Source organism: Streptomyces sp. NPDC057302, from assembly GCF_042667685.1.
Lineage (GTDB): Bacteria > Actinomycetota > Actinomycetes > Streptomycetales > Streptomycetaceae > Streptomyces.
Map to the genome: position 1 here is coordinate 1 of NZ_JBHUZJ010000141.1, position 11,781 is coordinate 11,781.

The window sequence follows — 11,781 nt, forward strand, 5'->3', positions numbered from 1 at the left end:
ATCGCTTCCGGGGGCCTTCGCCGTGAACCGCTCCGGGCTCAGCTGTGGTTCAGCTCGAACCACACCACCTTTCCGGTGCTCAGCCGCGTCGCGCCCCACCGCCGGGCCAGCTTGTTGACCAGGTAGAGGCCGCGACCGCCCTCGTCCGTGGCCCGCGCCTGCCGCAGCCTCGGCAGCTGCGGCACGTCGTCGCCGACCTCGCAGCGCAGGACGTCCGTACGCAACAGGCGCAGGGTCACGGGACGGGACGCGTACCGCACGGCGTTGGTCACGACCTCGCTGACCAGGAGTTCGAGCGAGTCGGTCAGCTCTTGCAGGCCCCAGCGCTCCAGGGCGCTGCGGGCCAGGCGCCTGGCGCGGGCGGGCGTGGCGTCCTCCGGCTCCAGGTACCAGTACGCGACGTCGCTCGGCGCGATCCCGTCGAAGCGGGCGGCGAGCAGCGCGATGTCGTCGTCCCGGTCGCCGGGGCCGAGCATGTCGAGCACGTCGTCGCAGAGGGCTTCCAGGGGCGGCGGATGGTCCGGGCCCGTCAACTGGGCGGTGGCGGCGAGCCGTTCGCGCAGCTGCTCTATGCCGGTCCACACGTCCCGCAGGCGGGACTCGACGAGGCCGTCCGTGTAGAGCAGCAGGGTGGCGCCCGCGGGCGCGTCCAGCTCCACGGCTTCGAAGTCGACGCCGCCCACGCCGATGGGGGCGCCCGGCGGGACCCGCAGGACCTCCGCGCGGCCGCCCAGATGCAGCAGGACGGGCGGCGGATGGCCCGCGTTGGCGATGGTGATGCGGTGCGCCACCGGGTCGTACACCGCGTAGAGGCAGGTCGCCATCCGGTCCGAGCCGAGCCGCTGGGCCTGCTCGTCCAGGTGGTGCAGGACCTCCTGGGGCGGCAGGTCGAGCCCGGCCAGGGTCTGCGCGGTCGTCCGCAGCTGGCCCATGATCGCGGCCGAGGTCATGGAGTGCCCCATGACGTCGCCCACCACCAGCGCGACCCGGCTGCCGGGCAGCGGGATCGCGTCGTACCAGTCGCCGCCGACCCGGGCCGTCTCGGCGGCCGGGAGATAGCGGGACGCCAGGCGGACGCCGGTCGGGCGCGGCAGGGTCTCGGGCAGCATCGTGCGCTGCAGCTCGTCGGCGATGTACGCCTCGCGGCCGTACAGCACGGCCTTGTCGATGCCGAGCGCGCTGTGCGTGGCCAACTGGGCGGCGACCAGCAGGTCGTCGGCCTCGAACGGATGCCGGTCGGGGCGGCGCAGGAACACCGCGGCGCCGATCACCCGGCGCCTGCCCCGCAGCGGGGCGAGGATCGTGCGCTGCCCCAAGGGCACGGTGCGGCCGTCGCCGAGCAGCTCGGGCAGTGCGGCGCGGGCCGCCGGGGCGTCGGCGAAGACCGGGCGTACGCCGCGCAGGACCTCGGCGAGGGCGCCGCCGGGGCGCACCTCGCACAGCTCCGAGGTCGTCACCAGATCGGCCTGCACCTGGAGGGCGGGCAGGGAGTTGCCGCCCTCGGTGTCGGGCTCCTCGGCGCCTTCCTCGATCGAGCGCAGCCGGTCCGTACGGCGCAGGCGCAGTACGAGGGCTCCGCTCGGCCGCTCCTCGCCGACCGGCAGCGGGTCGCGCAGATAGACCAGTATCGCGTCGGAGAACGTCGGCACCGTGGCCCGGCACAGGCCCATCACGATCTCGTCCAGGTCGATGCCGCGGGCGATGCGCCGGGTCGCGGCGCCCACGAAGCGCAGCCGGTCGCCGTCGCGCCGCATCGCCGCGGGACCTGAGCCCGGCGGTCGTGGCTGTCCCGTACGCCGCTCCTCACCGCCCGGGGCGCCCGGGAGGGCGCCGTCGGTGCTTTCGGGGCCCTCGGCGCCGTGGCGGGCGCCGGGACCGGCCTCCTGGTCGGGGCGCGGGCGGTGCGGGTCGGCCTGCTGTCCCGAGGGCCCCGACGACTGGGAGTGCTCGTCGCTGGGGCTCGCGGTGCAGCCGTCCGTCCGGGCCTGGGCCTGTGCGGGCACGGCGGCCGCGCCCGGGGTGTCCCGCGCCTTCGGGGCACGCGCCTGCGCCCCGCGGGGATCCGCGGGGGCTGCGGGCCGGGCAGCTCGGGGCTGTCGGCCCTCGTCGGGGATGGAGTGCTCCGTCACGCGTTTCGAATCCGTCCGTCCGGGGCTGCGCCTTGGTGTCCGGTGGCTACTTTGGTCAGCCGCGTCGGCAGTGCAGGAAGAGCTGGTGCTCGGGTGGTACGTCGGTGCTCGCCGGGGCGTAGGAGTACGTGTCCTCGTCGAGAATCTCGAATCCCGCGTCACGTACGACCTGCCGCAGTTCGTCCCGCAGGTATCCGGATACCCGGATTGTGTGCCCCAGGAACGGAATCGCCGCGTCGTCCAGGTCGGCCTCGACCATGGAGAGCGCGAGCAGGCCACCGGGGCGCAGCAGTCCGTGCAGCAGCCGCAGAGCGTACGGGATCTCGGCGCGCGGCAGCATGAGAAGCGCGAAGAACGCCGTGATTCCGTCGAACTGGCCGACCCCGTCGGGACCTTCGGCCCGCAGTCGGGACACGTCAAGCTGCCGGAATTCGGCGTTGGGCGCAGGCACGTTCTTCCTGGCGAGGTCGAGCATGCCGGAAGAGAGATCGACGCCGAGGACGAAGTGCCCGGCGTCGGCGAGCTGACCTGCGGTCGGAAGCCCCGTGCCGCAGCCCACGTCGAGAATCCTCGACGCGGGCGGCAGCGCTTGGGAGAGCCGCTGCCCGGCGGCCCGCTGGCCGTCCTTGTGCGGGAAGGCGTCGTCGTAGTGCTGTCCGATGGCGTCGAAGGCCTCGGCCTGGCCCGTCCGGTCGGGCAGCGGGCCGGATGGCCCGCCGTACCCGTCGAACTCGCTCGCCTCGCTCACGTTCTGCCGCCCTTCGATGACACTCTGTCAGGCAACGCGCAAGCTCAGGGAGTTGCTGCTGAGTTGCTGCTGTGCGCCCTTGCGGAGGACGATCCTACGTTTGAACCATGGGGGCGCATCAAGGGTCTCATGACGTCACATGAGCGGGCGTGCGATCCCAGTCGTCCGGAAGGGGTGGAATCGCCCAATCCGGGTCGGGTCGCCAGTGCTGCCAGTTGTCCGAAAAAGGCAGCCCCCAGGAATGAATCACGTCGAGGGCCGCGTCCCCGGCGGCCCTTACCTCCGCCGCTTTTCCCGCGCCCATCAGTCCGGCCCGCTGAGCCTGGGCGAATTCATCCTCGTCGTGCCACTGCCAAGTCCGGTCCGGACGTACGGAGATGTCCAGAAAGTGATCCTCGGAATCGATGCCACCGGACCAACGGGCCCGCGGCTCCTCGAGGTTCACGTACCAGTTCTTGAACCGCCATCCCGGGTCCCAGAACAACCACACCGACCATGGCTGCGCGGGCCTGGCCAACTTCAGTACGCCGGTGCCGGACCAGTGGTCCCTGAGCAGGGCACGCGGCTTTGTGTAGCGCGTGGCGAGGGGCTCATGGTGAACGGGAGTCCCGTCGGCGAGCACCGGTTTCACGCATTCGGTCCCGGGGGCCATCCATACGGCGAGCAGTTCCTCGGTGTCCTGCACGACCGTGACGGGCCGGCAGATGTGGATCCGGTCCCCGGCATTCTCCTTGTACCGCCACAGCACATGGGAGCCCGGGGCCCAGCGTGCTGATTCGCTGCTCGTCGTTGGCGGCGTGGTGAGGTCTGTCATGCGGAGATATTAGTGGGCGCCCGGACGGACCCATCAGAACCCGGCCGGGCGTAAAGGAATCCGCGCCCTACGGCCGTGTCATCCGCAGCACGTCCAGCGCCTCGTCCAACTGCGCCAGCGTGAGCTCGCCGCGCTCGACATACCCGCCTTCGACTACGACCTCCCGGATGGTCTTCCGCTCCGCCAGGGACTTCTTGGCGACCTTCGCGGCCTCTTCGTACCCGATGTACTTGTTCAGCGGAGTCACCACGGAAGGCGAGGACTCGGCGTACTCACGGGCCCGTTCGGCATTCGCGGTGATTCCGTCCACCGTCCTGTCGGCGAGCAGCCGCGTCACATTGGCGAGCAGCCGCACGGACTCCAGGACATTCTTGGCGATGACGGGAAGCATCACATTCAGCTCGAAGTTCCCCGCGGCCCCCGCGGCGGCGACCGTCGCGTCATTGCCGGTGACTTGTGCGGCGACCATCAAGACCGCCTCCGGAATAACCGGATTCACCTTTCCCGGCATGATGGAGGAACCGGGCTGAAGGTCGGGCAGGTTGATCTCGGCGAGCCCGGTCCGGGGGCCCGACGCCATCCAGCGCAGATCGTTGGCGATCTTCGTCAGACCGACACCGATCGTCCGCAACTGCCCACTGGTCTCCACGATCGAGTCGCGCGCGCCCTGGGCCTCGAAGTGGTCCCTGGCCTCGGTCAGCGGGAGCCCCGTGGTCCGCGCCACCTCGTCGATGACGGCGGCCGAGAAGCCGGGCGGGGTGTTGATGCCGGTGCCCACCGCCGTGCCGCCCAGCGGCAGTTCGGCCAGGCGCGGCAGCGAGGAGTTGAGCCGCTCGATGCCGTAGCGCACCTGCGCCGCGTACCCGCCGAACTCCTGGCCGAGGGTCACGGGCGTCGCGTCCATCAGGTGCGTGCGACCGGACTTCACCACGTCGGCGAACTCCCGCGACTTGCGCTCCAGGGCGGTCGCCAGATGGTCGAGCGCGGGGATCAGGTCCTGCGTCACGGCGCCCGTGGCCGCGATGTGGATCGAGGAGGGGAAGACGTCGTTCGACGACTGGGAGGCGTTCACGTGGTCGTTCGGGTGGACGTCCTTGCCAAGACGCTCCGTGGCCAGCGTCGCGAGCACTTCGTTCGTGTTCATGTTGGACGACGTGCCCGACCCCGTCTGGAAGACGTCCACGGGGAAGTGCTCGTCCCAGCGCCCTTCGGCCACCTCGCCGGCCGCGTCCGCGATCGCCTGGGCGACGTCCTTGTCGAGCACTCCGAGGTCCGCGTTGACCTTCGCCGCCGCGGCCTTGATCCGGGCGAGCGCGGCGATGTGCGCGCGCTCAAGACGCTGCCCGGAGACGGGGAAGTTCTCCACCGCCCGCTGCGTCTGCGCACGCCATTTGGCGTGCGCGGGAACCCGCACCTCGCCCATGGAGTCGTGCTCGATCCGGTACTCACCGCTGTCGCTCGCGCTGGCGTCGCTGGTCATGCCTCGAACCTACCTCTCCGTCAGACCTCGCTGAAAAGTTGAGCACTTGTCTTGTTCTAGGTATTCCCAATGCTCTTACTCACCAGTAAAAACCGTGGGTAACACCAAACCGGGGAGGCGCAATGAAGCGCAGCAGACGCGACCGGCAGAGCAGGCTGCGATGTACGTTCGCGGCGGCCGTGGCGATGGCGGCGGTGCTCGGCACCGTCGCCGGCACACCCGCCCAGGCGGCGGACGGCACGGGCCGGGGGAGCGCCGCACCCGCGGCCCCCTCCTCCACGCCCCTGTCGCCCGAGCTGGAGAAGATCCGGGCGGACGAGGCCACCAAGCTCTACGGCGACCCGGCAGAGCGCCCGCTCGCCGACCGGAGGACCGGGCTCATCTCGCTCGGCGACAGCGAGATCTCCGGCGAGGGCGTCGGGACGTACGAACCCGGCACCAACGGCCCCGACAACTGGTGCCACCGCTCCCCGGACGCCGCGATCCACCGCACCGGCATCCCCGCGGACGAGACGTACAACGTCGCCTGCTCGGGAGCGCAGACCGTCAACATCAAGATCGGCGGGTCCAAGCAGTACCCCGACGAGCTGGTGCAGAGCGACAATCTCGCCATCAAGGCGCGCAACACCAAGATCAAGGCGGTCATGCTGGTCATCGGGGCCAACGACGACCTCGAGTTCTCGCCGGTGATGACCGACTGCGTGACGCGCTTCCTGCTCAGCCAGGGCGCCTGCGCGGGCAAGTACACGGCGGGCTGGCAGGCGCGGGTCGACGCGCTCGTGCCCAAGGTCGAGCAGTCCATCCGCGACCTGAAGACCGTCATGAAGGACGCGGGATACGCGGGCGGCGACTACAAGCTCGTCGTCATGGGCTACCCGAGCCCGATCGGCCCGGACTTCAGGGACAATCCCGCGTTCCCGGGCAAGCTGGCCTGCGGCGGTCTCGGCTACGACTCCGACACCGAGTGGGGCCGCAACTACGCGGTGCCCGCCTTCGAGACCGGCATGCGCAAGGCCGCAAGGGCGGCGGGCGCCACCTACCTCGACAACTCCCGCCTCTTCCAGGGGCACGAGGTCTGCATGGAGGACACCTGGGCGCGCGGTCTCTACGTGGACCTCTCCAACCCGTTCCCGCCGGACTCCAACTCGGTCCGCCAGTCCTTCCACCCCAACGCCCGCGGCCACGCGGCCTTCGCCTCCTGCCTGACGCAGCTCTACGCCTCCGGCTGGAGCGAGGGCGGCTGCGCGGACCCGGCGAGCACCGGGAGCCCGAAGCTCCACCAGGGCGTCTGGGGCGACGCGTACAAGCCGCTGAAGAACGAGGCCACGGGGACGTGCGTGGACGTCGACGCGTCGAAGAGCCGTAACGGCACCAAGGTGCAGGGCTGGGACTGCACCGGCAACCGCAACCAGACCTGGTGGTACGACGCCGGGCTCGGTTCCGTGCACACCGGCCTGACCCAGGACCGCTGCCTGGACGTCCCCGGCACGGCCAAGGAAGGCACCGCCGTCACCCTGTGGAACTGCCACGGCGGCGCCAACCAGAAGTTCGTCCGTGAGGCCGGCACCCTGCGCCCGGCCGCCGACACCGGTCTGTGCCTGGGACTCGCCTCCCCGAAGGAGCCGTTGAAGCTCCAGAAGTGCAACGGGTCGGCGAGCCAGCGCTTCGCGTAACCGGTCGGCCTACAACGCCTGGCCGGGTCCCCGTACCGGAATGCTGAGGATGGTCGGGGACTCGGCGGGCGCCTGGAAGAAGTCGTTGCCCTTGTCGTCGACCACGACGAACGCGGGGAAGTCCTCGACCTCGATCTTCCACACGGCTTCCATGCCGAGCTCCTGGTACTCGACGACCTCGACCTTCTTGATGCAGTCCTGGGCGAGGCGCGCGGCGGGGCCGCCGATCGAGCCCAGGTAGAAGCCGCCGTGCGCGTCGCAGGCGTCGGTGACCTGTTTGGAGCGGTTGCCCTTGGCGAGCATGACCTTGGAGCCGCCCGCCGCCTGGAACTGCTCCACGTAGGAGTCCATCCGCCCCGCGGTGGTCGGGCCGAAGGAGCCTGACGCGTACCCCTCGGGGGTCTTGGCCGGGCCCGCGTAGTAGACCGGGTGGTCCTTCAGGTACTGCGGCATCTCCTCGCCCGCGTCCAGGCGCTCCTTGATCTTGGCGTGCGCGATGTCGCGGGCCACGACGAGGGGTCCCGTGAGCGAGAGGCGGGTCTTCACCGGGTGCTTGGTGAGCTCGGCGAGGATCGCGTCCATGGGCTGGTTGAGGTCGATCTCGACGACGTCAGCGGCCTCGTCGAGATGCTCGTCCGTGGTGTCCGGCAGGAAGCGCGCCGGGTCCGTCTCCAGCTGCTCCAGGAAGACGCCCTCGGCAGTGATCTTCGCGGTGGCCTGGCGGTCGGCCGAGCAGGAGACGGCGATCGCGACGGGCAGCGAGGCGCCGTGGCGCGGCAGGCGCACCACGCGCACGTCGTGGCAGAAGTACTTGCCGCCGAACTGCGCGCCGATGCCGATCTTCTGCGTCAGCTCGAAGACCTTCTCCTCCAGCTCCTTGTCACGGAAGCCGTGCCCGGTCGGCGACCCCGAGGCGGGCAGCTCGTCCAGGTAGTGCGCGGAGGCGTACTTCGCGGTCTTCAGGGCGAACTCGGCGCTGGTGCCGCCGACGACGATCGCCAGGTGGTACGGCGGGCAGGCGGCCGTACCCAGGGAGCGGATCTTCTCCTCCAGGAACTTCATCATGGAGGCCTCGTTCAGGACGGCCTTCGTCTCCTGGTAGAGGAACGACTTGTTGGCCGAGCCGCCGCCCTTGGCCATGAAGAGGAACTTGTAGGCGCCGCCGTCGGTCGCGTACAGCTCGACCTGGGCCGGGAGGTTCGAGCCGGTGTTCTTCTCCTCCCACATGTTCAGGGGAGCCATCTGCGAGTAGCGCAGGTTCAGCTTCGTGTACGCGTCGTAGATGCCGTGCGAGAGCGCCTTCTCGTCCTCACCTTCGGTGAGGACGTTCTGCCCGCGCTTGCCCATGACGATGGCCGTGCCGGTGTCCTGGCACATGGGGAGCACGCCCGCTGCCGCGATGTTCGCGTTCTTCAGGAGGTCGAGCGCCACGAACTTGTCGTTGCCCGAGGCCTCCGGGTCGTCGACGATGCGCCGCAGCTGGGCCAGGTGCGCGGGCCGCAGATAGTGCTGGATGTCGTGGATCGCCTCGGCGGCGAGCGTGCGCAGCGCCGCGGGATCGACCTTGAGGAACGTCCGCCCGTCGGCCTCGAAAGTGGAGACACCCTCGGAGGTCACCAGCCGGTACGGCGTGGTGTCCTCTCCCAGCGGGAGCAGATCGGCGTACTCAAACTCTGGCATTACGGCCATTCCTCACTCGGCAGACAGCGGCGCGGCCTCCATTGGCGACGCGCCAACCAGCGTAGAGCGCGCGAAGCGGGCAGAGCTTGTGAGGTAAGGCTCAGTAGAGAACGGGGCAAGGCTCACTGGGGCGGTTCGGGGGGTAGTCGCGATCTATCGCGTTTGGGTACGCTGAGTGGTGTGGACCTAGAAAAGCGCCCTCAGCAGACCCACCCGGAACCGCAGCCGCCCGCGGGCCTGCGCGCGTCGGACGCCGACCGGGACCGCACGGCGGACATCCTCCGTGAGGCGCTCGCCGAGGGGCGGCTGACCGCCGAGGAGCACGGCGAGCGGATCGACGGCGTCTACCGGGCCAAGACCATGGGTGAACTGGAGCCGCTGGTCAGCGACTTGCCCGCGGCGGGCAGGGCGACGTACCCGACGGTGACGCCCGAACCCGCCCCCTCCCGGCCTTCGGACGGCGTGGTGCCCCCGGTCGCCGACGAGAACCTGGTCGCGGTCTTCAGCAGCTCCGTCCGCAAGGGCCGCTGGCGCGTGGGCCGGCGCACGCACGTGTACGCGATCTTCGGCAACGTGGAGATCGACCTCAGCGAGGCGATCTTCGAGCAGCGCCAGGTCGTCATCAAGGCGGTCTCCGTCTTCGGCAACGTCGAGGTCCGCGTGCCGGAGAACGTCTCGCTGCGGGGCAACGGCACGGGCGTGCTCGGCAACTTCGAGGTGGACACGCTCGATTCGGCCGAGCGGGACGCCCCGGTCGTCTTCGTCGACGGCTTCGCGGTCCTCGGCAACATCGAGGCGAAGCCCAAGCGGGGCAAGCTCGTCCGCGACCTGCACAAGCAGCTGCGCAAGCATCTCGGCCACTGAAGGGGGCGCATCCGGTCAGACACCGGTGGCGCGAACTTCCGGACATCGGAACTCAGTGCATAGGCGTGTGCACAGCGGGTAGAGCTTGCTGCATCGTCTCTCGCTCGCGAAGCCGTCGTCAGGAGTAGACCCGTGCTGCAGCCGTCGCATCAGTCCCTGCAGGTCGCCGCTGTTCCGGCCCCGCGGGTGCCAGTGCGCGATAGGAACCAAGACGCTCCATGGCACACCGAGGCGGTGTGCCGACGGGACGAGGCCGGGCTGTTCTTCGCCCCGTCCAAGGAGCCGACCGCCTCACGCCTGTCCCGGGAGGAAGCCGCGAAGCGCGTCTGCGGCGGCTGTCCGGTGATGGTCGAGTGCCGGGAGCACGCCTTGCTCCAGCCCGAGCCGTACGGCGTCTGGGGCGGCCTCACGGCCGCGGAGCGCCGCGTGGTGCTCGCCAGGCGGCGCCGGCGCGAGGTGGAGCTCCAGAAGGCCGCGCACACGGCCGCGGGGCCTGTCGCCGCCGCCGGATAGGCGCGGCAGCTCTTTCCGTACGCCGAAGGGGGCGCCCCCCGCACGGGGCGCCCCCTCCGGTGTGCGCAACTCGCGCTCTGGTGACCTTACTTGGCGCGGTCGAAGTCGATCGCGCTGTAGGCGCGCAGCTTCGCGAGCCGGTGGTCCGAGTCGATCTTGCGGATCGTGCCCGACTTCGAGCGCATCACCAGGGACGAGGTCGAGGCGGTCTCCGCGGCGTAGCGCACGCCCTGGAGCAGTTCGCCGTCGGTGATGCCGGTCGCGACGAAGAAGACGTTGTCCCCGCGGACCAGGTCGGTCGTCGACAGCGTGCGGTCCAGGTCGTGGCCCGCGTCCAGCGCGCGCTGGCGCTCCGCGTCGTCCTTGGGCCACAGCTTGCCCTGGATCACGCCGCCCAGGCACTTGATCGCGCAGGCCGAGATGATGCCTTCCGGGGTGCCGCCGATGCCCATGAGCATGTCGACGCCGGTGCCCTCGCGCACGGCCATGATCGAACCGGCGACGTCGCCGTCCGAGATGAACTTGATGCGCGCGCCGGTCTCGCGGATCTCCTTGACGATGCCCTCGTGGCGGGGGCGGTCCAGGATCATGACCGTGACGTCCTCGGGCGAACGGCCCTTGGCCTTGGCGACGCGGCGGATGTTGACGGACGCCGGGGCGTTGATGTCGACGTAGTCCGCGGCCTCCGGGCCCGTGACCAGCTTGTCCATGTAGAAGACCGCGGACGGGTCGAACATGGCCCCGCGGTCGGCGGCGGCGAGCACGGCGATGGCGTTCGGCATCCCCTTCGCGCAGAGGGTCGTGCCGTCGATCGGGTCGACGGCGATGTCGACCTCGGCGCCGGTGGTGTCGCCGATGTGCTCTCCGTTGAAGAGCATCGGCGCCTCGTCCTTCTCGCCCTCACCGATGACGACGACGCCGTTCATCGAGACGGTGGAGACGAGGGTGCGCATGGCCCTGACGGCCGCGCCGTCGGCGCCGATCTTGTCACCGCGTCCGACCCAGCGGCCGGCGGCCATGGCGGCGGCCTCGGTGACCCGGACGAGCTCCAGGGCGAGGTTGCGGTCGGGAGCCTCGGGAGAGACTTCGAGCTCGGAAGGGAGATGATGCTCGGTCATCGGAGCGCACCTTTCTGCTGATACGACGACGGCCGGATGAGGGTGTGCCACGACTCTATCCGTAGGCCGACAAAATGAGCAGAGGGCCCCACGCATGAGCGGATCGGACGCCGGGGGCCGCGTGGGAAGTCGTTCGGGGGGCCGCTTGGGGTGCACCGGGGGAAGAGCCCCGTCCGGGGCCTGAGACCATGGGGGCGTGGCAGGCAGACAAGGCAAGCAGACCGTACGGAACATGCTGTGGTCGATGGCGGTGATCGCCCTCGTCGCCGGCGCGATCTACGTCTTCGTCCCGCACGACGACTCCAAGAGCCCCGTCAAGCGCGTCGACTACCGCGTGGAGCTGCTGACCGCGCGCCGGGCGGCGGCCTATCCGGTGGCGGCCCCCGAGGGCCTGGCCAAGGCGTGGAAGCCGACGTCGGTGCGGTACGACGGCTCCAAGGGCGACAGCTGGCACCTGGGTTTCCTCGACCCGTCCGGTGAGTACGTCGTGCTGAAGCAGTCCACGGCGAAGCCGGTCAAGTTCATCGAAGAGGCCACGCAGCGGGCCGTGCGGACGAAGGCCACCGAGAAGATCGACGGTCAGACGTGGCACCGCTACGAGGGCTCCACGTACGACGCCCTGGTGCGCGAGGACAAGGGCGCGACGACGGTGATCGCGGGCACGGCGTCGTTCGGGCAGTTGACGGAGATGGCGCAGGCGCTGAAGACGTCCTGACGGTTCTGGAGCAGCAACGAGGGAGGGCCCCGGCACTGAAGCCGGGG

At 70.2% G+C, this 11,781-nt stretch carries 10 protein-coding genes; 4 read left to right on the plus strand and 6 right to left on the minus strand.

The features are described 5' to 3' along the window. Positions 1 to 38: 38 nt before the first annotated feature. From ACFUPX_RS43075 to ACFUPX_RS43090, 4 genes are all read right to left on the minus strand, one after another. Positions 39 to 2,129: a SpoIIE family protein phosphatase gene (locus ACFUPX_RS43075; protein WP_383335035.1), complete on the minus strand. Its 2,091-nt coding sequence runs from the start codon at positions 2,127 to 2,129 to the stop codon at positions 39 to 41. A 55-nt stretch (positions 2,130 to 2,184) separates the two neighbouring features. Beyond that, a complete protein-coding gene (locus ACFUPX_RS43080; protein ID WP_383335037.1) occupies positions 2,185 to 2,877 on the minus strand; it encodes a class I SAM-dependent methyltransferase in 693 nt (230 codons plus the stop codon). Positions 2,878 to 3,004: 127 nt separating this feature from the next. After that, positions 3,005 to 3,691 carry a DUF402 domain-containing protein gene (locus ACFUPX_RS43085; protein WP_383335039.1) on the minus strand — a complete coding sequence of 229 codons (687 nt, stop codon included), beginning with the start codon at positions 3,689 to 3,691 and terminating at the stop codon, positions 3,005 to 3,007. Between the two features lie 67 nt (positions 3,692 to 3,758). Further along, complete coding sequence (locus ACFUPX_RS43090; protein WP_383335041.1) at positions 3,759 to 5,171, minus strand: class II fumarate hydratase; 1,413 nt, start codon at positions 5,169 to 5,171, stop codon at positions 3,759 to 3,761. A gap of 122 nt (positions 5,172 to 5,293) precedes the next feature. Between ACFUPX_RS43090 and ACFUPX_RS43095 the strand changes: the two genes are divergently transcribed. Further along, entirely contained in the window at positions 5,294 to 6,844 is a 1,551-nt protein-coding gene (locus tag ACFUPX_RS43095) for a ricin-type beta-trefoil lectin domain protein (RefSeq protein WP_383335043.1), read from the plus strand. Positions 6,845 to 6,853: 9 nt separating this feature from the next. On the opposite strand, the gene ACFUPX_RS43100 is transcribed toward ACFUPX_RS43095, so the two are convergent. After that, positions 6,854 to 8,524, minus strand: a complete 1,671-nt coding sequence (locus ACFUPX_RS43100; RefSeq protein ID WP_383335045.1) for a fumarate hydratase — start codon at positions 8,522 to 8,524, stop codon at positions 6,854 to 6,856. 180 nt (positions 8,525 to 8,704) lie between these two features. On the opposite strand from ACFUPX_RS43100, the gene ACFUPX_RS43105 reads away from it, so the two are divergent. After that, positions 8,705 to 9,388, plus strand: a complete 684-nt coding sequence (locus ACFUPX_RS43105; protein WP_383335047.1) for a DUF1707 domain-containing protein — start codon at positions 8,705 to 8,707, stop codon at positions 9,386 to 9,388. A 132-nt stretch (positions 9,389 to 9,520) separates the two neighbouring features. After that, positions 9,521 to 9,901 (plus strand): WhiB family transcriptional regulator, encoded by a 381-nt coding sequence (locus ACFUPX_RS43110; RefSeq protein WP_383335048.1) that lies wholly within the window; start codon positions 9,521 to 9,523, stop codon positions 9,899 to 9,901. Positions 9,902 to 9,987: 86 nt separating this feature from the next. On the opposite strand, the gene glpX is transcribed toward ACFUPX_RS43110, so the two are convergent. Continuing rightward, the gene (gene glpX / locus ACFUPX_RS43115; RefSeq protein ID WP_383335050.1) at positions 9,988 to 11,019 is read right to left on the minus strand and encodes a class II fructose-bisphosphatase; all 1,032 of its coding nucleotides are present in this window, start codon (positions 11,017 to 11,019) and stop codon (positions 9,988 to 9,990) included. A gap of 196 nt (positions 11,020 to 11,215) precedes the next feature. On the opposite strand from glpX, the gene ACFUPX_RS43120 reads away from it, so the two are divergent. Beyond that, positions 11,216 to 11,734 (plus strand): DUF4245 domain-containing protein, encoded by a 519-nt coding sequence (locus ACFUPX_RS43120; RefSeq protein ID WP_383335052.1) that lies wholly within the window; start codon positions 11,216 to 11,218, stop codon positions 11,732 to 11,734. The last annotated feature ends 47 nt before the right edge of the window (positions 11,735 to 11,781 follow it).